The organism is Bacillus sp. FSL R5-0422 (genome assembly GCF_038610765.1).
GTDB lineage: Bacteria > Bacillota > Bacilli > Bacillales > Bacillaceae > Bacillus > Bacillus pumilus_O.
Genome location: NZ_CP152014.1, coordinates 2,083,745 through 2,105,914, shown reverse-complemented (window position 1 = coordinate 2,105,914; position 22,170 = coordinate 2,083,745). Strand labels below are relative to the sequence as shown.

Sequence of the window (22,170 nt, the reverse complement as noted above, 5' to 3'; positions counted from 1 at the left end):
GGGAAACCAATGTTTGATAAAATAAGTGCTATTTTGGTTCCGATTGCTGGGAGACTGAACAACAACCGCTATTTAGGTGTATTACGGGATGCCTTTATGCTTGCGTTCCCGCTTACTATTTTTGGTTCCATTATGGTTGTGCTAATGAATTTGCCATTTTTAGATAAAATCATGAGTCAAACCGCACTGGAAGGCGTCCAGTCTGCACTGAATATCGCGCCAAGTGCGACCATCAGCATTATGAGTGTGTTTGTTGTATTTGGGATTGGCTACTATTTATCGAAAAGCTATGATGTGGAAGCTGTATTTGGCGGCGTGATTGCATTAGCCTCTTTCCTACTTCTGACACCATTTTTACTAGAACAAGAAGGTGGTGCATCTATTGCAGGCGTAATTCCAGTCGATCGTTTAGGAGCAAAGGGGATGTTCCTTGGAATGATCACAGGCTTTTTGTCTGCTGAAATTTATCGTTATTTTGTCCATAAGAAATTTGTCATCAATATGCCGCAAGGAGTTCCGCCAGCTGTTTCAAAGTCTTTTGCTGCACTCATCCCGGCTACTTTGACACTCACAACCTTTTTACTGATCAATATCATCATTACACAAGGCTTCAAAACAAATATGCATGACCTGATTTATCATGCGATTCAGGCACCGCTTGTCGGTCTTGGAAGCGGTATCATTCCGACCTTAATCGCTGTTTTCTTTATACAAATTCTTTGGTTCTTTGGGCTTCACGGACAAATTATTATCAACTCTGTCATGGACCCCATTTGGAATACGTTGTCCATTCAAAACCTTGAAAGCTATACAAAAACGGGTGAGGTTCCGAATATCATCAGTAAGCAGTTTATCGAAATTTATACGGTTGGTATGGGCGGAACCGGTATGACGCTAGCCGTTGTGTTTACGATTTTAATTTTCCTGAAAAGTAAGCAATTAAAACAAGTAGCAAAGCTTGGCTTAGGACCAGGATTATTTAACGTCAATGAACCGATTATTTTCGGTTTACCGATTGTCATGAACCCGCTTATTCTCATTCCATGGATTTTGGCACCAATGGTTATTACATGTATTTCTTATTTTGCGATGGCATCAGGCATTGTACCGCCGCCGACGGGCGTAAATATTCCTTGGACAGTGCCGATCTTTATAAGTGGAATAATGGCAACCAATTCACTAGCGGGTGGTCTGCTTCAGCTGTTTAACCTGATGATCGTGTTTGTTATTTGGTTCCCATTCCTGAAGTTTATTGACCGTATGAATGTGAAAAATGAAAAAATAACCACAACGGAAAAAACAAAGACAACCAACATCAAAGGTGAAGGAGACTCAATACATGTTGATGGAAAATAACAAACAATCATATACATTTCCAGAAGGTTTCTGGTGGGGATCTTCTGCCTCTGCTACGCAAACAGAAGGTAGCGTCCCTGGTGATGGAAAAGGGCCGAATATTTGGGATCATTGGTTTGAGCAAGAGCCGACTCGTTTTTTTGATGGTGTAGGACCGAACGTGACATCCCAATTTTACAGAAAATATAAAGAGGATATTCGTTTGATGAAAGAAATTGGGCACAATTCATTCCGATTGTCCATTTCATGGTCACGTCTCTTACCTGAAGGGACAGGTGCGGTAAATGAAGAAGCAGTATCTTTTTACAATGATGTGATCAATGAACTGATTGCACATGATATTGAACCGTTTGTGAACCTGTACCATTTCGATATGCCGATGGCGCTGCAGGAAAAAGGCGGCTGGGTCAATAGACAAGTGGTAGATGATTATGTGAGCTATGCGGAATTGTGCTTTCAATTATTTGGCGACCGGGTGAAAAAATGGTTTACTCATAATGAACCGATCGTTCCTGTAGAGGGCGGATATATGTATAGCTTTCATTATCCGAACGAAGTCGATTTCCAAAAAGCTGTACAGGTCGGTTATCATGAACTTTTATCAAATGCGAAGGCGATAGCGGCTTATAAAAAGCTGAAGCAAGACGGTAAGATTGGCATCATCCTCAATCTTACCCCATCTTATCCGAGGAGCCAGAATCCGCGCGACGTAGAAGCAGCTGAGATGGCGGATGCTTTCTTTAACCGGTCCTTCCTAGATCCTGCGGTGAAGGGACATTTCCCAGAAAAACTAGTAGAGGTCTTAAAGAAGGAAGGCTTTATGCCAAGTATGCAAGAAGGAGATCTTGAGCTCATTCAAGAGAATACCGTCGACCTCCTTGGGATCAACTATTATCAACCAAGAAGAGTGAAAGCGAAAGAGCATATGCCGCATCCAAATGCACCATTTATGCCAAATCATTATTTTGATGCGTTTGACATGCCGGGAAGAAAAATGAATGTGTACCGTGGCTGGGAAATCTATGAAAAAGGCATTTATGATATATTGAAAAAAGTCCAAACAGACTATGATAATATTGAATGCTTTATTTCTGAAAATGGAATGGGTGTCGAAGGAGAAGAGCGGTTTAAGGATGAAGAAGGAATGATTCATGACGATTACCGTATTGATTTTATTGCTGAGCATCTTAAATGGGTTCATCAAGCCATTCAAGAAGGAAGTAATATAAAAGGTTATCATCTGTGGACGTTTATGGATAACTGGTCATGGTCGAATGCCTATAAGAATCGCTATGGGTTTGTCTCAGTTGATCTTCAAGAAGACGGAAAACGTACCATTAAGAAAAGCGGATACTGGTTTCAATCGGTATCAAAAAATAACGGTTTTTAATCAAAATACTTGCTCTTTCCTTGAAAAGGGCAAGTATTTTTCTTATGTGACGGTAAGTGGATGAAACAAAAGTGGCTGGTACCTTTTAAGCTCACTAGGCTTAGTGTAGAATGAGAGGAAGCTATGAAAAAACAAGTCAGTTGGTGGTGTGAGATGAAAAAGTATGAACTCATTTCAGAAGAAATCAGAAAACGAATAGGAACAGCATATTATCCAGAAGATCAACCCATTCCAGATGAAAACTCGCTTGCCGCTGAATTTCAATGCAGCCGAATGACGATGAAGCGTGCGCTCGATCTTCTCGTAGCAGAAGGTCTGCTCTTTAGAAAAAGAGGACACGGTACATTTATTGTGAAGGCAGCGCTCAATCAAGGGGCTATTAATGTGTCAGGACATGAAAATAAAGGATTTACAAAAGTCATGGCGGATAAAAACGTCACGACTCAAATCATTCATTTTGATGTCCATTTTCCAAGCGAAGAGGTGGCAGCCCATCTATCTATTGACTCAACCACACCTGTTTATGATATCATCCGGCTCCGTCTTGTGGATGAAGAGCCTTATGTATTAGAAAAAACGTTTATGCCTGTCAATCTCATTAAGGGCATAGATGAAGAAGTTCTGCTGGGTTCTATCTATGGCTACATTTCAAATCAGCTTCATTTAAAAATAGCAGGAGCGCACAAGAAAATTAGAGCGGCTAAATCAGATCAGCTGGATCAGCAGTATTTAGGGTGTGACCCAACAGATCCTGTGCTTGAAGTCGAGCAGGTTGCTTATTTAAACGCAGGGCAGCCTTTTGAATATTCATTTAGCCATCATCGCTATGATAAATTTGACTTTTCAACGGTTGAAATCACGAAAACAGGACGTTAAAAAAAGAGCAGAACCCCCAAGGGAGACTGCTCTTTTTTCATTTGATTTTATATGTTCCACCAATGGTATCCATCTTTTTCTAGAAGCTCATCAGCTTCTTTCGGTCCCATGGAACCAGCAGGATAGTTTGGTTTTAATGTTTTGCTTTCTGCCCATTTCTCAGAAATCGGATCAACGAAGTTCCAAGAAAGTGCCACTTCGTCCCAGTGAGCAAAGTTTGTCGCATCGCCTAGCAAGCAGTCATGAATCAGCTTTTCATAGGCTTCTGGTGTATTCATGATGTCGTTATAGTTTGTTTGGTAGTCGAGCTTAATCGGCTTTGCAAATGTACCGCCATCAAGCTTACGCGCGTTCAGGTGAAGGGTAATACCTTCATCTGGCTGAATATGAATGACGAGTAAGTTCGGATGCATGGAATTTCCGTTCCCATAGTACAAGTTCATTGGAATGTCTTTAAATTGAACAACAATCTGAGTAGATTTATTTTCTAAACGTTTTCCAGTACGAATGTAAAATGGCACGCCTGCCCATCTAAAGTTATCAATGAGCAGCTTCCCGGCAACGAATGTTTCCGTATTTGAGTTCGGGTCAACATTTTGCTCTTCAAGATAGGAAGGAACCATACCACCATCAACTGTACCAGCATCATACTGTCCGCGGACAAAGAATTGATCAACCTCATCTTTTGAGAAAGGACGAAGAGCGCGTAATGCTTTCCGTTTTTCACTGCGGATTTCCTCGGTATTCAGCTTAATTGGCGGCTCCATTGCTAAAAGTGCAACCATTTGAAGCATATGGTTTTGAACCATATCTCTTAGTGCACCTGAACTTTCGTAATAGCGGGCCCGGTCTTCAACCCCTAATGATTCACTAGATGTAATTTGAATGTTTGAGATATATCGGTTTGTCCAAAGTGGTTCAAAGATGGCATTTGCAAAACGGATGACCTCAATGTTTTGCACCATTTGTTTACCAAGGTAGTGGTCAATACGATAAATTTGATCTTCAGAGAATGCATCCCGAATTTCTTCATTTAACTTTTTCGCACTTGGCAAGTCATGGCCAAATGGTTTTTCAATGACAAGTCTTGACCAGCCAGTTGTTTTTGATACGCCTTCACTTTTTAGGAACTTTGCAATCGTTCCGAAGAATTCCGGTGCCATCGCTAAATAGAACATCCGGTTGTTTGGGATACTGTACGTATCTTCAAGGCCTGCTAGAAGTGTGTTAAGCGATTGATAGGAAGCAGGGTTAGATACGTCAAAATCGTGATAATAAAAATGTGAACTGAATTCCTCTATTTTCGCTTCTGCATCATCAGAAGAAACAGATTCTTTCACCACAGCTCGTAGGTCCTCATGAGACCACGGACGGCGTCCAACACCGACCACGGCGAATTGATCGCCAAGTTTTCCGCTATGATAAAGTCTATGTATAGAAGGGTAGAGCTTGCGTTTGGCAAGGTCTCCTGTTGCGCCAAAAATGACAATGACTGCTTTTGGATTGTTAGTTTCTGTATTCACGAAAAGTACCTCACTTTATTCGTAGCATTGTTGTAAAAACCGAGAATGTATGTACATTTTCTTTATTTTAAAGGTTCATTGTTCGTAAAGCAAACATTTGATTCGAATTTTATGCTCCCGTTTCACTTTTTTCAAAAATTCCGCTGAATTCACATTTACCCTGTCTTCATGTATTCTATATGAATGAAGATATTGTATACCGGCTTTAGGAGGAAAAGTAATGGAACTGCTCTTTTTAGGAACTGGTGCAGGCATTCCTGCGAAAACTAGAAACGTCACTTGCACTGCGCTAAAGCTTTTAGAAGAAAGAAAAGCAGTCTGGCTTTTTGATTGCGGAGAAGCGACGCAGCATCAAATATTACATACAACGATTAAACCGAGAAAGATTGAGAAAATATTTATCACTCATATGCATGGTGATCATGTATACGGTCTCCCAGGACTGCTTGGCAGCAGATCCTTTCAAGGCGGAGAGGATGAACTAACAATCTATGGACCTAAGGGCATCAAAGCGTTTGTGAACGCAACACTTTCAGCTACACAAACGCATTTGACATATCCGCTGCATATCATAGAGATAGATGAAGGGGTCGTATTTGAAGATGATACCTTTCAAGTAGAAGCAAGACGAGTATCTCACGGTATTCCAGCTTACGGCTATCGGGTAGTCGAAAAAGATGTACCTGGTGCATTAAAAGCCGAAGACCTAAAAGAAATCGGTGTAAAACCTGGACCTTTGTATCAGAAGTTAAAAAATGGGGATACCGTGACGCTCGAAGATGGAAGAATCATTGATGGAATCGATTATTTGGAACCCCCTAAAAAAGGGAGAATCGTTGCATTTTCAGGAGATACCCGTTTATGCGAGAATATAACAAGGCTTGCCAAGGATGCGGATGTGTTAGTCCATGAAGCAACATTCGGTAAAGAAGATGCTGATCTAGCCTACAATTATTATCACAGCACGACAGAACAAGCAGCGAAAACAGCGCAGGAAGCAGGCGCAAAAAGATTAATTTTGACCCATATTAGTGCACGTTATCAAGGAGAAGAGGCACTAAACCAATTATTGAAAGAAGCCCGCGATATATTCCCGCTGACAGAAGCTGCGCAGGATTTCTCTTCTTTTTCAATTGACCGCACCCTGTAAAAATTGGATGAATCGTCAAAAAAAGTTGTGCGATTTTTTTGATATTTATAATGACTCTCTTTTTCAGGTAGTGGTAAAATGGTGAAGAAAAAACAAATGACGAATGAAACTATGAAGAATACGGGAGGCACAATCAAAGATGAGCGGTTTTACAGCGTTAAGTGAAGCAGAATTAAATGACCTATATGCAGCACTACAAGATGAGTACGAAACGTATAAAAGTAAAAACTTACACTTAGACATGTCTAGAGGAAAACCTTCACCAAAACAGCTCGATTTGTCTATGGGCATGCTCGATGTTGTCACATCAAAGGATGCGATGACGGCTGAAGATGGCACAGATGTGCGTAACTATGGCGGTTTGACAGGGCTTTCTGAAACGAAGACATTTTTTGCAGATGTGCTCAATCTAAAGCCAGAACAAATCATCATCGGCGGTAATTCCAGCCTGAATATGATGCACGATACCATTGCCCGTGCCATGACCCACGGCGTATATGATAGCAAAACACCTTGGGGGAAGCTGCCAAAGGTAAAATTCCTTGCACCAAGCCCAGGATATGACCGTCACTTTTCCATTTGTGAGCTATTTAACATAGAGATGATCACGGTAGATATGAAAGCTGATGGACCTGATATGGATCAGGTCGAAAAATTGGTTGCAGAGGATGAAGCGATTAAAGGTATTTGGTGTGTACCAAAATATAGCAACCCAGATGGCATTACGTATTCAGATGAGGTGGTTGATCGCCTTGCTTCAATGAAAACAAAAGCAGACGACTTCCGCATTTTTTGGGATGATGCATACGCAGTCCATCACTTAACGGATACGCCTGATACGTTAAAAGATATTTTTCAAGCAGTAGAGGAAGCAGGGCACCCTCATCGTGTGTTTATGTTTGCGTCTACTTCTAAAATTACATTCCCAGGCTCTGGTATTGCACTCATGGCATCTAGCCCGGATAATGTAAGCTTCACTCAAAAACAATTATCGATTCAAACGATCGGACCAGACAAAATCAATCAATTAAGACACCTTCGTTTCTTTAAGAATCCAGAAGGCTTGAAGGAACATATGAGAAAACATGCAGCGATCATTAAGCCAAAGTTTGACCTAGTTCTTTCCATTCTTGATGAAACACTTGGCGGAAAAGACATTGCAGAATGGCACAAGCCAAATGGCGGATATTTTATTAGTTTAAATACGCTCGATCATTGTGCAAAAGCTGTTGTGCAAAAGGCAAAAGAAGCAGGTGTGACCATGACAGGTGCAGGCGCGACTTATCCTTATGGAAAAGATCCGCTTGATCGTAACATTCGCATTGCGCCAACGTTCCCATCACTTGAAGAGCTAGAGCAAGCGATTGACATCTTTACTTTATGTGTTCAGCTTGTCAGCATTGAAAAGCTGCTGTCTAAAAAAAGCCAATCAGCTCCAACGGTATAAAGAAAAAAACTCCTTGACGCGTCACTAGTCAAGGAGTTTTTGTTTTTAATTGGCTGTTTGATAATAGGAAACAGGTTGTTTGGCTGCGCACCATACATCATAGATCGCAAGCTGTACAATATGCGGTTCATCATGATGAATATAGTGCGAGCTGTTCTGCGCTTGAATCCATCCACTTTGGGAAGACAAAGACAGCATCCGTTTATGAAGTCTGAGCCAAGCCTCGTGCGCTGGATGAAACAACCGGTTCTTACCTGATGAAATGACAAGGAGCGGCATCATTCCATAATGGGTTTGTTCCTCTTTCATTGTGCTTAGCATTTGCTGAAAGTCCTCATGCGTACATTCTGCTGTAAATTGCGCCATGTATGAGGTGCGTTCTTCCTTAGATAAAAGCGGGAGGATGACCTGTTCTTGCTCCTCACTTGCTGGGTCTAACAGCACCATTCCAATGACGTCATCTCCTCTGCGGCTTGCCCATAACCGGCTGACAAGTGAGCCAAATGAGTGAGCTACAATGAGAAAGGGCGGCTGAATATTGGCTTCTTCTAGTAGCGCATCTAAATCATCTGCTAGATCATGTAATGTTCTTCCTTCACTGCTGTCACTGCTTTTTCCATTTCCTAACCGATCATATAAGAAAACCCCAAGCTCAGGATCAATATCACGGGCCATATTCGACCACGTATCACCGGAAATGCCGTAGCCTGCTTCAAAGATAATGGTGGCTTGCCTTTTACCTTGACGATGTTTTGTATAAAAATGGTGTCCATCTATATGATACATTCTTTCAATCATTGCCGAGTTCATTATTCCATCTCCTCTAAAGTGGTTCTTTAGCTAAAAGACGGCACACAAGGCAGAGATGTTTCTCTTAAAAATAAAAAAGATGCCTATTTCAAAAAATAGACACCTTTTTCCTATGCATTTTTACCAAGCGCGGTCATATTGACGCGGGCCTTCGATGGATGTACGAAGCTCTTCAGCAGCTGTTTTTGGAAAGTATGGATCCCGTAAAAATTCTCTGCCGATAAAAATTAAGTCTGCACGCTGATTTCGTAAAATCTCCTCTGCCTGTACACCAGATGTGATCAGTCCGACAGCACCTGTTTGAATACCGGCACCTTCTTTGATTTTTTCTGCGAAGGTCACTTGGTAGCCAGGGAATGTGCTGATTCTCGCCTGTACGACAGCGCCTGAGCTGACATCGATTAAGTCGACACCTTGTTCCTTCAGCCATGTCGCAATGCCAATGTAATCGGCAATGTCAAGTCCTTTTGTCGTGTAGTCAGAAGCCGACACACGGACAAATAATGGTCCGTCCCATACTTCATTGACTGCATCGACAACTTCTCTTAAGAAACGGTAACGGTTCTCTGGTGAACCGCCATAATCATCTGTTCGATGATTTGCTAGCGGTGAAAGAAACTCATTAATCAAATATCCATGTGCCCCATGAATTTCAATGATGTCAAAGCCGGCCTTTTTTGCCCGGACAGCTGCATCCTGAAACGCCTGAACGGTATCTTTGATTTGATCGACAGACATTTGGACAGGGATTTTAGACTGTTCATCAAATGGAATGCTGGATGGTGCCAGGATGTCACCATCTAGTTCAGCTTTACGTCCTGCATGAGCCAGCTGGATGGCTGTCTTAGTTCCGTATGCTTTGATTTGTTCGTTTAATGAAGCGAAGCCTTCAATGTGCTCATCACTCCAAATCCCGAGATCTTGATCACTAATTCTTCCCTCGGGTGAAACGGCACTTGCCTCCACCATGATCAGGCCAGCTTGACCTTGGGCACGGGAAATATAATGTGTAAAGTGGAAAGGCTGTAATTTCCCATCACGATCATAGGATGAATACATACACATCGGGGACATCACGATGCGATTTTTCAGCGTCACACCTTTTAATGTCCAAGGTGAAAAGAGTTTTGTTTCCAAATACCTTCGCCTCCTCATAGAATTGTATAGCCGATTATAACAGCCATTCAAACTTTCGTCATAAAAGGTGCTCAAAGAATATAGCTTTTATACACGTTTTTGTATAATGGAGAAAATAGAAAGCAAAGGGGGAGAACGGATGAAATGGCAAACAGAGAGTGAACGAAAGGAACTGCTCACAGCTCTTATGCAGTATGAAAGCATATCGGGTAAAACTGGAGAAGTGGCATTAGCTGAATATTTATATTATTTATTGAGGGAGCGGCCTTATTACAAGCAGAACCCTGATCATTTGGCTTTGCATCCGATGAAAGATGGCCGATATTATTTAACGGCGCTTGTAAAGCGTAGTTCTCTTTCTCGTACCGTTTTGCTGCTTAGTCATTTCGATGTCGTCGATACAGAAGATTACGGTGAATTTCAAAACATGGCATGCAAGCCAGAGGAGTTAATGGCGTCATTTTCTCAAAAAAGTGCGCTTCTCCCAAAAAGAGCAAGGGAAGATCTAGCTTCAGGTGACTGGTTGTTTGGAAGAGGTGCCATGGATATGAAGGCAGGTCTTACTGTGCAGCTGTCTATGCTGGAAAGAGCGATGGCAGAGACATTTGATGGAAATGTCCTACTCGTCACAGTCCCAGATGAAGAAGTGAATTCTCAAGGAATGCTTGAAGCTGTTCCAAAACTAAAGGAGCTTAAAGAAGAGCATAATCTTGATTATACCGCATGCTTAAACAGTGAACCTATGTTTGAAAAATATCCTGGTGATGAACATTATTATATGTATACAGGCAGTATAGGGAAGGTGCTGGCCGGGTTTTTCTGTAAAGGAATTGAAACACATGTAGGAGAGCCGTTCTCAGGCTTAAATGCGAATTTTATGGTCTCTGAATTAAATCGGCTGTTAGAGCTGAATAGTGATTACTGTGAGGAAGTAGACGGTGAAGTCACGCCACCTCCAACCAATTTAATGCAAAAGGATTTAAAAGAAGCCTATTCCGTTCAAACACCTCACACCGCTGTTTCTTTATTTAATGTGCTGATGATGAATCGTTCAAGTGAAGAACTGCACGGGCTTCTTTATGACACAGCGAAACAAGCAGCAGACCAAATCGAAGCTGATCTCAAACAAAAAACAGCAGAATTTCAGCGCTTTAAACCTTTTACACCGATTGATACAAGGATTACCGTTCTCACGTATCAAGAGCTGTATCAAAAAGCTGCTGAACGCTCAGGTAAACAAGAGGTTGAACGCATTGTGAACTATGCGTTTGCCAATCGAGGTGAGCTTGGAGATCGTGATTTTTCAACCAAAATCGTTTCTGAGCTGACGACGCTTTGTAAGGAAGAAGGGCCGCTTATTGTTCTATTTTATAGTCCGCCATTTTATCCAGCGGTTTCCTCAACGGAAGATCCGCATATCCAAGCAACCTTAAAGAGGATTCAAACAGAGGCAAAGAAGAGTTATGGACTTGAAATAGAAGAAGTGAAATATTTTCCAGGATTGTCTGATTTGAGTTATTTACAGCTCGAAAAACAGAACGTAGGGCATTATACGACCAATATGCCGCTTTACCAAAAAGGTTATTCTTTACCGGAAGGAGAAAAGGGAGCACTTTACGTTCCAGTCATCAACGTGGGTCCATTAGGAAAGGACCCGCACAAATGGACGGAGCGCCTGCACATTCCGTTCTCATTCGGCATTTTGCCAGAATTACTAGAATCAGCGATTCATGCTTTGTTAGAGAAAAAGTAAGTCTTGTTTATGTACGAGGTTTCAGAGTCTTTGAAGCTTTTGTGTGGAAGATGTAGAGTAAATGAAGGTTAATGAGAAAAGAAGAAGGGAGGAGAATGTTTTATTACTTTAAAATAGTAAGGGGAGCCGTAGGCTCCCAGTTAGAATTATACTCGTCTACCCTCATAATGAGCTGTCCAAGTTCCATCAGAATTTTTAGTGATGCCCTTTATATACCACTTAATCCCATCTTGTTCAAACGAATTGGCAAAAATACCAGTAGAGTTGGTAATATCCCATGTGTAAAGTTGAGCTTTAAAATCACTTGTAACACGGACATCCTCTGCATTAGAATGTGCACTTGTAGCAAATGCCGGTGCTGCGGAAAAAAGTAAAGCGAGTGACAATGCGGATCCAGTAAGAACCTTAACTAATTTCATTTAAAACACTCCTCTTCCTCATTTTTATGGTACATATAAGTAATTCGATAAAAGGTAATATATCCCTTGTTAATATTTGTTAATTATTTGTGACAAATCACTTATTAGATAAAAATAAAAAGCACCTGTCATCAAAACAGGTGCTTTTCTCTATCATTTATACGTGTTTGCTGAAAACATTTCGTTTAATTCTGCTGCGCGTTTTGTTGCGGTTTTGACACAATCGACAACGGCTTCTTCAAATTGATAGGAAGCAAGTGTGTTCAGGCCGGCTTCTGTCGTTCCGCCTTCACTTGTGATTTCTTTGCGCAGTTCAGCAGGTTCTTTACCGCTGCTTTGAAGCATGTTTGCGGCGCCCGCAATCATTTGGCAGATGAGCAGCTTCGCTGTTGCTTGGTCCATCCCAAGTTCCGAAGCGCCACGCTCCATTCCTTCAATCAAATGATAAATAAAGGCTGGGCCGCTTCCTGCAATAGCCGTAACAGCATTTAGCTGTGATTCATCTAATACCGTCACATGACCGATCGTTTCAAACAGCTCGATTGCTTTTTTCTTTTGATCCTCTGTCACTTCTTGACTAACGGCAATGCCTGTTGCTGATTGCTGAATGGCCGCAGATGTATTTGGCATCGCGCGAACCACTGCAGTCTTCTCGCCAGCATAGTGTTGAATCGTTTCGATGGAGATGCCCGCTAAAATCGAAATGATCAGCTGCCCTTGTAAATGAGGCCGCACTTCAGATATCCCGCTTTCCGCATCTTTCGGTTTTAAAGCAAATACGAGAATATCGGCTTCTTCATAAATAAAAGAACGAGAGAAATCCGTTTTCACCCCATAACGCACCTTTAATTCTTCTAGCCGTTTTTCATTTGTTTTGTTTGTGACAATCATATCTTCATTTGACATGATGCCGCTTTTTAATAAACCTTTTATCATAGACTCTGCCATTGAGCCTGCACCAATAAATCCAATTTTACTCATAAGCTGCTCCTCCTTGTAGAAAATAAAAAAACCTCTCGCCTGAAAAGGACGAAAGGTTTTTCGCGGTACCACCCTCAATTAGCATGCAAATATGCATACTCAGCTCTAGTCCCTTAACGCGGGAAACGTTTAGGTTTGCCTAACAGCTCAAAGGGCAGGTTCAGCAAATAAGAGGATGGTGAAGTCTTACAGCCGGTGGACCTCACTCTCTTGCATCATTATTTTGCTTACTAATCCTTGTCATCGCGCATCTTATATTTGTTGTTCATTATGCAACGATGGACAAGTTTGTGTCAATAGGGACAGACAAAAAAATTGACCGCCTAAACCGCATGACAGTCTGCCCTTTGCAGGATACAATGATTAAAGAAGACGAAATGACAATGAACCATGAGTCAAAAATCAGGAGATGACATAAAAAAGTGAAAGAAGACATCATTCAATTATCCATCCCGACACCATTCGCTGTGGGGGATGTACATGCATATATTTTAAAAGGTGAAGCTGTGACCTTAGTGGACTGCGGGCCGATGACAGAAGAGGCGGAGCACGCCTTTGTCACGCAATTACATGAGCATCGTTTATCAATTGACGATATTGATCAAGTGGTGTTGACCCATCATCATGCCGATCATGTCGGTCTTTTAAATCTGATGACACCTCATGTCCGCGTGATCGGACATCAGTTGAATGAGCCGTATATTAGCCAAGACCCTTTGTTTAAAGAGCGCCAAATTGCTTTTACGAAACACCTTTTTCAGCAGTTAGGTGTGCCGCTTCGCCCTGATGAGTGTGAAAGAATCGTGAAGCAATCGTATACATATTCCTGTACTGCACATGTAGATGACGTCATCAAAGAAGGCGATCGGTTGAAAGGGCATGAACAGTTCTTTGTGATGGAAACACCGGGACATGCACAATCTCATCTTTCCTTTCTAGATGAAACAACGGGCCATTTCATTGGTGGAGATCTGCTTTTGACAACCATTTCCTCAAACCCTTTAATGGAAGCGCCGTATGAAGGGGAGGAGCGCCAAAAATCGCTGCTTCAATATAAAGCATCACTCAATCGATTACTACATCTACCAATCAAGACGATTTATCCAGGCCACGGGCAGCTCATCACGTCTCATCATGAATTAATCGAAGAAAGATTTAAGAAACAAGAAAAACGGGCAAATACGATGTATCAGCTACTTAAACGAAAAGAAATGACTGCCTTTCATCTTTGCCGCAAGCTATTTCCAGTGCTTTACGAAGAGGCCTTATTTTTAACGATGTCGGAGACAGTTGGGCAGCTTGATGTCCTCTTAGAAGCTGGACAAATTGAAGAAGTGCAAAAAGATGGAATTCTCTATTACAAGGCAAACTAAGGAGTGAAACGCATGGGACGATTAACAGGAAAGAGAATATGGATTACAGGCGCATCTGGTGGCATTGGTGAAAAAATGGCGTACTTGGCAGCAGAAGAGGGCGCAGAGATTATTATTTCAGCAAGACGAATTGAAAAGTTAACGGGTGTAAAAGAAAAGATTACGAGTGCTGGCGGGGTGTGTCGGATCGTGGAGCTAGATGTCAGTCACCTTGAGGACATTAATCGCGCATATGAAGAAGTAGGGGCAGTTGATATTTTGGTGAACAATGCCGGTTTTGGTGCGTTTGACCTCGTTGAGGATGCATCTATTGAGGAAATGGTGTCGATGTTTGAAGTAAACGTGTTTGGTTTAATCGCCTGCACGAAAAAGGTCATCCCAGAGATGAAACAAAGAGGACATGGACATATTATCAATATTGCCTCCCAGGCAGGAAAGATTGCCACCCCGAAATCAGCCATTTATTCTGCATCCAAGCATGCCGTCCTTGGTTTTTCAAACAGTCTCAGAATGGAGCTGTCAGATATCGGCATTCACGTCACCACAGTGAATCCAGGCCCGATTGCCACTGACTTCTTTACCATCGCCGATCGCAGCGGTGAATATGTGAAGAATGTTGAATTCATGATGCTTAGTGCGGACAAAGTGGCTGGGAAGGTCGTATCCGCTATGATGACGAAAAAAAGAGAAATTAATCTGCCAGGTTGGATGAATGCTGGCAGTAAATTATATCAATTATTTCCATTTTTATTTGAAAAAGCAGCACGCAAAGCGATGATGAAAAAATAACAAAAAAGAAACCGGTTATGAACTGGTTTCTTTTTTTGAAATGAGACGCCATTTTGACCGTTATTTCATCTCCGTCTTGCTGCTTGTTGAAGCGGGTCCCACACACTGTTAAAAGGCGGTGCATAGCTAATATCTAAATCTTCAAGATCTGTTATGGTTAGCTGTTGGTAAAGAGCAGTTGCCATCACATCGATCCGTTTATCTACACCGCTTTTTCCGATGATTTGGGCACCGAGCAAGGTGTAGTCATCACTTCTGTAAATCAGTTTGATTTTCATTTTCTGCGCATCTGGGTAATATCCAGCGTGATCCGTACTGTCAATGGTGATGGTGGAAAAAGGAATATCAGCAGCTTGTGCTTCCTTTTCAGATAAACCCGTTCGTCCTGCTGTCATGCTCATAAATTTCATGACGGCCGTTCCAGTCACCCCTTGAAACGCCCGATTTGTTCCCGTCATATGAAAACCTGCGATTCTCCCTTGTTTATTCGCTGTTGTGCCGAGCGGAATATAATCGAGTGATTGTTTGATGCGATGATAAGTGGCTGCGCAATCTCCTGCAGCGTAGATGTCTTTTACATTGGTTTGCATATATTCATTTACAACAATGGCGCCATTTGAAAGCCGTTTGATTCCTGTTTTGTCTAAAAAGGATGTTTGCGGGGTGACGCCGATGGCCATGATGACCATATCTGTTTTTATGGTTTGTTTGTCTGTTTGAACAGCTGTGACATGTGACTTGCCCTCTAATGTCTGCACGGTTTCCCCGAGTGTCACGTGAATGCCCTCGGCATCCGCCTCTTCTTTGAGATGCTTTGCCATATCGGGGTCAAAGCCCGGGCCAAGTGTTGAACCCCGCTGAATGATATGTACTTTTTTCCCCAGCGCTTTTAAATTTTCAGCCATCTCTAAGCCTATATATCCACCGCCTATAATGGTGACATGTGCGATATCTTGTTTTAAATGGTCTAGAATGGACAGCGCATGCGGAATGGTTTTTAATACGTGTACGCCTTCTAGCGGCTGATTATTTAAATTCAGTGTGACCGGGCTTGCTCCTGTGGCAATTAAGAGGCGGTCATAGCTTTCGGTAAAGGGTTCTTTTGTTTTTGTATGAGACCCTGACACCGTTTTTTGCTTTGGGTCAATGGAGGTCACTTCATGTAAGCATCTAGCATCAATCCCGTATTTGCCGCGAAACGTTTCAGCGCTGCGTGCAATCAGCTTGCTGTGATGATCAATGAGACCGCCAATCAAGTAGGGAAGGCCGCACTGTCCATATGAGAAAATCTCTCCTTTTTCAAAAGCGACAATATGTGCATCTGGGTCCTCTCGATATATTTGCATCGCACAGCTCATTCCTGCTGCATCTCCGCCAATGATCACATATTTCATTTGGTTGCTCCCTTCTATCTATCGAACTGAATACTCTTATTTACCCTCATTTCCCTTTTTTTAATGCTTTTTTTCGCAAAAGAAGTAAACTTTAGTGGAAAAATAAAGACAGCGCCTTCATTTTAAGCTACAATCGGATTATCGTCTTTTTAGTTACGAGTTTAGTGAAGATTGGTGGGAAAGACTTTGAGTGATGCGCGACTAGATTTTAATACTTTATATACACGTCATACAAGAGAGGCTTGGTCTGCTCTTGGAGAATATATGCCGGTATCTGTTTCAGAAGAGGAAGCAAGAGCACTTCAAGGATTAAATGACTATTTATCGCTTGAAGAAGTTCAAGATATTTACATACCACTTATTCGTTTTCTGACATTGCATGTCTTTGCAGAAAAACAAAAAAATCAGCATGTGAATGCCTTTTTAAACTACCCGCATCATGCGAAAATCCCTTTTCTAATTGGGATTGCTGGAAGTGTGGCTGTCGGGAAAAGCACAACGGCCCGTATCATTGAAACGCTGTTATCGAGGCTTGGGGATGGGCTGAAAGTGAGTCTTGTGACAACGGATGGCTTTTTGTATCCTCAAAAAGAACTAAAGGATCGAGGACTCATGGAAAAGAAGGGCTTCCCAGAAAGCTATGATGTCAAAGCCTTGTTGTCTTTTTTAAACGAATTAAAATCAGGGAAACAGACTGTACATGCCCCGGTCTATTCGCATCTGACCTATGACCGGCTTGAAGGGGTGTATGAAACGGTGGAGGATGCCGATATTGTCATTATTGAAGGCATCAATGTGCTGCAATCCCCAGCACTGGATGATCTGAAGGATGAACCGCGTGTGTTTGTATCAGATTTCTTTGATTTTTCCATTTATGTAGATGCGGCTGAAACGCAAATTCAATCATGGTATAAAGAACGGTTCCGTTTGTTGAGGGAAACAGCTTTCCAAGACCCTGAATCCTTCTTTCATCAATACAAAGATTTGACAGATGAAGAGGCAGATCACATGGCAAGCACCATTTGGAATACGGTCAATCGCCCTAATTTATATCAAAATATTTTACCGACAAAATATCGAGCTGATCTCATTTTGAAAAAAGGTGATCGGCATAAGGTGGAAGAGATTGCTATCCGCCGAGTATAAAGAAAAACCGCTCATACGAGAGCGGTCAGCTTGTAGAGAAACTCATGTTTTTCTACAGGCTTTTTTATTTTCATCGTAATTATGATGGATGAGATTTAATGAAAAAGGCCTCCCACACACCTAGCCTAGCTTCGCTAGGTGTGTGGCAATCTTTTTCATGTTCTGGCACGCAGCTGTGAGGAGAACTTGCTCACTCACATTTTGTTTCCCCCTTAACCGGCAGTAGCGAAGCCCATGCAGTTGTTTTGAATCTGCAAAGCTTCGCTCTATTTTTTCTTTTCTTTTTTTATATAGCTCTTTTCCAGAAACAGTTAGACGATTCTGTCTGATCTTTTCTTTATGTTCTTCCCATATGTGTCTTGAGATGACTCTTTGATGATTTTTCGACCTTGTGCATCTTTCAAGGAAAGGACACGATGCACATTTTTTAGGATCTGATTTGTAGAATCGATAACCTTTTCGATCTGTTGTCGTATATAAAAGCTTCTCACCTTTTGGGCATATGTAATGATCATTTTCAGAATCATACTGAAACTTCCACTTCTCAAATAATCCTCTTGTTGGATGAAAACGTCTATGGGCAATGACACCAAAAATATGTCGATCAGATAAACCTTTACAAATTGGTGTTGTCAAATAACCTGAATCAAGCGCAACAGCTTCTACTTGAAAACCAAATCGTGCGATTTGGTGATCTAACCGATCAAGATATGGAACAGAATCATGGACATTTCCAGGCGTGACATGAGCATCGGTGATGATATTATACTTCATATCTGTTGTCCGGTGGTCTAGGTAGAAAAAGCCTTCAGGCTTGTTTTCGCGATATAGATAGCCGCTTTCAGGATCAGTCATACTTTGACGAATGTCTTTTTCTGTTTTCACCTCCTCTTTTACCTTTAAGAGCTTTTTTCCATGTGCCACCCGATCTTCTTGGACTGCTTCTTCTAAATCATTGATATAGTTCTGGGTATCTTGTTCAATCGTTTTTCTCGTATATTTATGTTTATTAGCATTGGCTTTAAGATGAGTTGAATCAGTAAAAAGAACGCGACCTCCTACCATATCATGATTGATAGCTTGAAGCACAATCTCATCGAAAATGTCTTGAAAAATCGTTGTATTTTTAAATCGAGTACGACGATTCCAACTAATAGTGGAGTGATGGGGAACGGGATCATTGATGTTCAAACCTAAAAACCATCTATACGCCATGTTATAGTAAATTTCTTTTTCGAGTTGTCTTTCAGAACGGATACCGTAAAGGTATCCGATAAACATCATTTTGAACAAAATAAGCGGATCAAGGGAAGGACGACCTTTATTTTCACTATAATAGGGTTTTACTTTATCTACGATAAATGAAAAATCAATGTACTGATCAATTTTACGAAGCAGGTGATCCTCTTCGACCAGTTGATCTAGCAATACAAATTCGGCTTCGTGCTGAGAAGAATTTCTAGTGTGGAACATGAGAAAAACACCTTCCTTTAGAATGCTTTTCTCTATTATAAAATGGAGTGGTGGAAAATTTAAGGGAAAAAATAAAGCTGCCGAGATTTTCTCGACAGCCTGACCGCTCATACGAGAGCGGTTTTTTTAATGACCTCCACTTACTTTCACAGCGACCGTAGCCGCGGATCGCTTTTTCAGGCGGTAGTATCCAATGAGTAGGAACGGAACACCCGCGATCGTGATGATCGACAAGACTGAAAAAATGGAGAAGGGATGGGCTGCGCCAAAATAGTCAATGCACAGTCCGCCGACAAATGGTCCGATGACGCTGCCGAGCTGAGAAAATCCCATCGCGCCAAAGTACGATCCCTTTACTTCGGGCTTTGCCACATTGTCTACAAAAAGGTCCATCATCGCAAACAGCAGAACCTCTCCTATTGTAAACACGACAATGATGAAAGCAAGCATGCCGAGACTCTGTGAAAAAGCAATGGCAAACAAACTGCCGGCCAGAAGAACATTTCCAGTGGTGAGCGACAAAATGGTGGAGTAGCGCTTGGCGATCATGATGAGCGGATATTGTACAACAATGACAACAACTGCATTTAAAGATAAAAGGTATCCAAATAGCTTCGGACCATCCTCAATCATAGGCGAAGCGGATAAATATTGAGGCAGTGTTGAGCTCAAATGCGAATACCCGAACGAACATAAGGTAACGCCGATGAGGATAATGCTAAAGACCGTATCTTTTTGGATAATGGAAAGAGCTTTTTTGACACCAATTTGTTTCGTACTTTCTGGAGCAGCAACTGGATGCTTCTGAAATTGCCAGGCTAGCGTTAATCCGTATAACAAATAAATGAAGGCAGCGACGAGAAATGGAAAGGTTGTTTTCGATGACCCGAGATATAAGCCAAGTAGAGGACCGAAGATGACCCCTATGTTAATGGCTGTATATCGTAAATTAAACACAAACAACCGAATACTTGATGGAGTGACATCAGATAAGAGCGCCTTAGATGTTGGTTCAAACAGTGCTCGGCACAGTCCGTTTAAAGCGTTCATGATAAAGAAGACCCAAATGGCATCTGCAAATGCAAAGCCAACAAAGACAAGTGTCCAGCCAAAGATTGATAGAAGCATGACCTTTTTTCTTCCGATACGATCAGAAATATATCCACCGTAAAAACTTGCAACGATCCCAATCAGAGAGCTAACGGCAATGATTAATCCAGCAGAAGAAGCTGAGGCGCCTTTGACTTGTGTTAAATAAACGGCCAAAAAAGGAATGCTCATGGATGTCGCCATTCGGCCAAATATGGTGCCGATGATGATCGTCCAACTAAGCGGATGTAGCGTACGTAAGTTATTTTTCATGCTGTTTCTCCCCTGAGTTTGTAAGATGTTCCAATCATACATGAAAAATTGTGCAAATTAAATACACAATTTGATGGAGAGGGCATCCGCCATATGGCAGAGAAGCTTGATTGCTCGTATTTGGAGGCACATGCTTTTTTTTGCCGGTGCTTTTATGACACTGATTCGCGTGGTTATTTGCCACAATTTAATTAAGGTCGATCGCGACGATTTGCTGCAAGGACAGGTTGAGAACATCTTCATCATTGACGATTTTTATGCGCTGCGTTTCATAATGAATGACTTTTACCCAGCCCCAAAACTGCTCTTTCCTACCTGCTGCGGCATATGTTACGCAAATCGCTTGATCCTCGGTAATCGACTGTGTGATCAAAAAATTCATTTCCTCCAGTTGATCGGTGCTCAGCGGGGGAGGGGTGTATTCTTTTTTCTTTCGTTTTTGAGCAAGCAGCTGCTCCCGGTGCTCTGGAAGCATCATTCGGCTTGATTCCCACATGAGGTTGTATCCAGGTGTTAATTTATTGGGATTCATGGCTGTTCGCCTCCGTTATTTGTAATGTCCGCCAATTTTTTCGGCGCGATGATATGCCTGGCCTGCGCTTGTCAGTGACGAAGCATGCAGCAAGGCAGCAGGTCCATACTTTATGTGGATCGCATCAAATACTTTGCTGAGTTTGTCTTTTTGAACATGATGATCAAATAAATTTAACTGATACTGGCTGTCAGACTGCAGCTGTGAGAGAGTAATACCGACACTTCGAATGGGCTGACCATCCCAGTGCTGCTGGCATAGCTGAATAGCTGCCTCTGCAATATCTGTCCCGTACTGTGTAGGTGAATGAAGCTTGATTTGTCTATGAAATCCAGTCGGGTGAGAAAAATCAGCGCCTCTCACGCCAACAGACACTGTTTGACCAAGATAATGCTTAAAGCGTGCACGTCTTGCCACTTCTTCGCTCAATTCAAGAAGAGCGACTTTGATGTCCTCAAAAGACGCATAATCATGGGGGAGAGTCATATGATGTCCCACCGCTTTTTGCTCATTATGTGTGTGTACGGTGACCGGAGAGGGATCATGCCCTAATGCTGTTCGCTGCAAAAGTTCTCCGTTGATTCCCCAGCGTTTTTTAAGCCGATCTAACGGATAAGTAGCAAGCGTTCCGATGGTACTAATGCCCATTCGTTTTAAATGGTGCTCCATTCGTTTACCAACGCCAAATAATTTTCCAATCGGAAGCGGCCATAAATCAGCCGAAACACTGTCTGCGCGAAGTTCATAGATGCCAGATGAGTTTTTTTTAGCAAAATGGTCACAAGCCATTTTGGCGAGTACTTTATTAGGACCGATGCCAACACGTGCGTAAATACCGGTCTGGTTCATAATGGTAGTTTGTATATTTTGAGCGATCTCACGGGGAGAACCGAGTAGTGTCAGACTGCCTGTAATATCGAGAAATTGTTCATCAATTGAATATGGTTCGACAAGATCTGTGTATTGTTCAAGCAGTTCTGTGATCATGACAGAAATATCAAGATAACGCTGCATCCGGGGGCGTACGACGACAGCTTCGGGGCATTTCTCCTGTGCTTCCCATAATCTTGATGCATTTTGTACGCCCCGTTTTTTAGCAAGCGGGCAGGCAGCAAGTACGACCCCGCTCCGCCGCTCAGGATCTCCAGAGACGATGAGCGGCACATCCTTCAAGTGGGGAGCCTCCACTTTTTCGACTGACGCATAAAACGATTGCATATCCACAAGCAGAATGGCTCGTTCATTCATTATTTTCACCT

At 42.1% G+C, this 22,170-nt stretch carries 19 protein-coding genes and 1 other annotated feature; of the genes, 9 read left to right on the top strand and 10 right to left on the bottom strand.

What is annotated here, in order from left to right:
• The first annotated feature begins 9 nt into the window (after window positions 1-9).
• The 3 genes from celB (at window position 10) to MKX52_RS10665 (ending at window position 3,622) form a co-directional block, all read left to right on the top strand.
• Entirely contained in the window at window positions 10-1,356 is a 1,347-nt protein-coding gene (celB, locus tag MKX52_RS10675; protein ID WP_342490677.1) for a PTS cellobiose transporter subunit IIC, read from the top strand.
• On the top strand, window positions 1,340-2,746 hold the full coding sequence (locus MKX52_RS10670) for a glycoside hydrolase family 1 protein (RefSeq protein WP_342490676.1): 1,407 nt from the start codon (window positions 1,340-1,342) through the stop codon (window positions 2,744-2,746). The genes celB and MKX52_RS10670 overlap by 17 nt, the downstream gene beginning before the upstream one ends.
• A 153-nt stretch (window positions 2,747-2,899) precedes the next feature.
• A complete protein-coding gene (locus MKX52_RS10665; RefSeq protein ID WP_024422902.1) occupies window positions 2,900-3,622 on the top strand; it encodes a GntR family transcriptional regulator in 723 nt (240 codons plus the stop codon).
• A 47-nt stretch (window positions 3,623-3,669) separates the two neighbouring features.
• On the opposite strand, the gene zwf is transcribed toward MKX52_RS10665, so the two are convergent.
• Window positions 3,670-5,145, bottom strand: coding sequence for a glucose-6-phosphate dehydrogenase (gene zwf / locus MKX52_RS10660; protein ID WP_342490675.1), 1,476 nt, complete (start codon window positions 5,143-5,145; stop codon window positions 3,670-3,672).
• A gap of 220 nt (window positions 5,146-5,365) precedes the next feature.
• On the opposite strand from zwf, the gene rnz reads away from it, so the two are divergent.
• Window positions 5,366-6,295: a ribonuclease Z gene (rnz, locus tag MKX52_RS10655; protein ID WP_342490674.1), complete on the top strand. Its 930-nt coding sequence runs from the start codon at window positions 5,366-5,368 to the stop codon at window positions 6,293-6,295.
• Window positions 6,296-6,434: 139 nt separating this feature from the next.
• On the top strand, window positions 6,435-7,742 hold the full coding sequence (locus MKX52_RS10650; protein WP_342490673.1) for an aminotransferase class I/II-fold pyridoxal phosphate-dependent enzyme: 1,308 nt from the start codon (window positions 6,435-6,437) through the stop codon (window positions 7,740-7,742).
• Window positions 7,743-7,787: 45 nt separating this feature from the next.
• On the opposite strand, the gene MKX52_RS10645 is transcribed toward MKX52_RS10650, so the two are convergent.
• Window positions 7,788-8,552 carry an alpha/beta hydrolase gene (locus tag MKX52_RS10645; protein WP_216889484.1) on the bottom strand — a complete coding sequence of 255 codons (765 nt, stop codon included), beginning with the start codon at window positions 8,550-8,552 and terminating at the stop codon, window positions 7,788-7,790.
• A 120-nt stretch (window positions 8,553-8,672) separates the two neighbouring features.
• On the bottom strand, window positions 8,673-9,689 hold the full coding sequence (namA, locus tag MKX52_RS10640; RefSeq protein WP_342490672.1) for an NADPH dehydrogenase NamA: 1,017 nt from the start codon (window positions 9,687-9,689) through the stop codon (window positions 8,673-8,675).
• Window positions 9,690-9,828: 139 nt separating this feature from the next.
• On the opposite strand from namA, the gene MKX52_RS10635 reads away from it, so the two are divergent.
• Window positions 9,829-11,442: a M20/M25/M40 family metallo-hydrolase gene (locus MKX52_RS10635; protein ID WP_342490671.1), complete on the top strand. Its 1,614-nt coding sequence runs from the start codon at window positions 9,829-9,831 to the stop codon at window positions 11,440-11,442.
• A 146-nt stretch (window positions 11,443-11,588) separates the two neighbouring features.
• Here the strand turns inward: MKX52_RS10635 and MKX52_RS10630 are convergent, their stop codons facing one another.
• Together MKX52_RS10630 and proC are read right to left on the bottom strand one after the other, a co-directional pair.
• The gene (locus MKX52_RS10630; RefSeq protein ID WP_012010478.1) at window positions 11,589-11,861 is read right to left on the bottom strand and encodes an antimicrobial peptide LCI; all 273 of its coding nucleotides are present in this window, start codon (window positions 11,859-11,861) and stop codon (window positions 11,589-11,591) included.
• A 153-nt stretch (window positions 11,862-12,014) separates the two neighbouring features.
• Complete coding sequence (gene proC, locus MKX52_RS10625) at window positions 12,015-12,842, bottom strand: pyrroline-5-carboxylate reductase (protein WP_088000265.1); 828 nt, start codon at window positions 12,840-12,842, stop codon at window positions 12,015-12,017.
• A gap of 41 nt (window positions 12,843-12,883) precedes the next feature.
• Window positions 12,884-13,095: a binding site (T-box leader), on the bottom strand.
• Between the two features lie 169 nt (window positions 13,096-13,264).
• Here proC and MKX52_RS10620 point away from each other — a divergent pair.
• Both MKX52_RS10620 and MKX52_RS10615 read left to right on the top strand, forming a co-directional pair.
• Window positions 13,265-14,215, top strand: coding sequence for an MBL fold metallo-hydrolase (locus MKX52_RS10620; RefSeq protein WP_342490670.1), 951 nt, complete (start codon window positions 13,265-13,267; stop codon window positions 14,213-14,215).
• Between the two features lie 12 nt (window positions 14,216-14,227).
• The gene (locus MKX52_RS10615; RefSeq protein WP_342490669.1) at window positions 14,228-15,004 is read left to right on the top strand and encodes an SDR family oxidoreductase; all 777 of its coding nucleotides are present in this window, start codon (window positions 14,228-14,230) and stop codon (window positions 15,002-15,004) included.
• A gap of 65 nt (window positions 15,005-15,069) precedes the next feature.
• Here the strand turns inward: MKX52_RS10615 and MKX52_RS10610 are convergent, their stop codons facing one another.
• Window positions 15,070-16,398: a CoA-disulfide reductase gene (locus MKX52_RS10610; RefSeq protein WP_144470711.1), complete on the bottom strand. Its 1,329-nt coding sequence runs from the start codon at window positions 16,396-16,398 to the stop codon at window positions 15,070-15,072.
• Between the two features lie 186 nt (window positions 16,399-16,584).
• On the opposite strand from MKX52_RS10610, the gene coaA reads away from it, so the two are divergent.
• Entirely contained in the window at window positions 16,585-17,544 is a 960-nt protein-coding gene (gene coaA / locus MKX52_RS10605; protein ID WP_041815698.1) for a type I pantothenate kinase, read from the top strand.
• 120 nt (window positions 17,545-17,664) lie between these two features.
• Here coaA and MKX52_RS10600 read toward each other — a convergent pair whose 3' ends face one another.
• From MKX52_RS10600 to MKX52_RS10585, 4 genes are all read right to left on the bottom strand, one after another.
• On the bottom strand, window positions 17,665-19,017 hold the full coding sequence (locus MKX52_RS10600) for an IS1182 family transposase (RefSeq protein ID WP_253602410.1): 1,353 nt from the start codon (window positions 19,015-19,017) through the stop codon (window positions 17,665-17,667).
• Window positions 19,018-19,143: 126 nt separating this feature from the next.
• Window positions 19,144-20,379, bottom strand: a complete 1,236-nt coding sequence (locus MKX52_RS10595) for an MFS transporter (protein ID WP_012010472.1) — start codon at window positions 20,377-20,379, stop codon at window positions 19,144-19,146.
• A gap of 187 nt (window positions 20,380-20,566) precedes the next feature.
• Complete coding sequence (locus MKX52_RS10590) at window positions 20,567-20,911, bottom strand: YolD-like family protein (RefSeq protein WP_342490668.1); 345 nt, start codon at window positions 20,909-20,911, stop codon at window positions 20,567-20,569.
• 15 nt (window positions 20,912-20,926) lie between these two features.
• On the bottom strand, window positions 20,927-22,159 hold the full coding sequence (locus MKX52_RS10585) for a DNA polymerase IV (protein ID WP_088000257.1): 1,233 nt from the start codon (window positions 22,157-22,159) through the stop codon (window positions 20,927-20,929).
• Between the last annotated feature and the right edge of the window lie 11 nt (window positions 22,160-22,170).

What these genes read in the sequence shown, in the direction of transcription:
- celB (WP_342490677.1), top strand. Translation starts at nt 10, where the DNA reads ATGTTTGATAAAATAAGTGCTATTTTGGTTCCGATTGCTGGGAGACTG.
- MKX52_RS10670 (WP_342490676.1), top strand. Translation starts at nt 1,340, where the DNA reads ATGTTGATGGAAAATAACAAACAATCATATACATTTCCAGAAGGTTTC.
- MKX52_RS10665 (WP_024422902.1), top strand. Translation starts at nt 2,900, where the DNA reads ATGAAAAAGTATGAACTCATTTCAGAAGAAATCAGAAAACGAATAGGA.
- rnz (WP_342490674.1), top strand. Translation starts at nt 5,366, where the DNA reads ATGGAACTGCTCTTTTTAGGAACTGGTGCAGGCATTCCTGCGAAAACT.
- MKX52_RS10650 (WP_342490673.1), top strand. Translation starts at nt 6,435, where the DNA reads ATGAGCGGTTTTACAGCGTTAAGTGAAGCAGAATTAAATGACCTATAT.
- MKX52_RS10645 (WP_216889484.1), bottom strand. Translation starts at nt 8,552, where the DNA reads ATGAACTCGGCAATGATTGAAAGAATGTATCATATAGATGGACACCAT.
- MKX52_RS10635 (WP_342490671.1), top strand. Translation starts at nt 9,829, where the DNA reads ATGAAATGGCAAACAGAGAGTGAACGAAAGGAACTGCTCACAGCTCTT.
- MKX52_RS10630 (WP_012010478.1), bottom strand. Translation starts at nt 11,861, where the DNA reads ATGAAATTAGTTAAGGTTCTTACTGGATCCGCATTGTCACTCGCTTTA.
- proC (WP_088000265.1), bottom strand. Translation starts at nt 12,842, where the DNA reads ATGAGTAAAATTGGATTTATTGGTGCAGGCTCAATGGCAGAGTCTATG.
- MKX52_RS10615 (WP_342490669.1), top strand. Translation starts at nt 14,228, where the DNA reads ATGGGACGATTAACAGGAAAGAGAATATGGATTACAGGCGCATCTGGT.
- MKX52_RS10610 (WP_144470711.1), bottom strand. Translation starts at nt 16,398, where the DNA reads ATGAAATATGTGATCATTGGCGGAGATGCAGCAGGAATGAGCTGTGCG.
- MKX52_RS10600 (WP_253602410.1), bottom strand. Translation starts at nt 19,017, where the DNA reads ATGTTCCACACTAGAAATTCTTCTCAGCACGAAGCCGAATTTGTATTG.
- MKX52_RS10595 (WP_012010472.1), bottom strand. Translation starts at nt 20,379, where the DNA reads ATGAAAAATAACTTACGTACGCTACATCCGCTTAGTTGGACGATCATC.
- MKX52_RS10590 (WP_342490668.1), bottom strand. Translation starts at nt 20,911, where the DNA reads ATGAATCCCAATAAATTAACACCTGGATACAACCTCATGTGGGAATCA.
- MKX52_RS10585 (WP_088000257.1), bottom strand. Translation starts at nt 22,159, where the DNA reads ATGAATGAACGAGCCATTCTGCTTGTGGATATGCAATCGTTTTATGCG.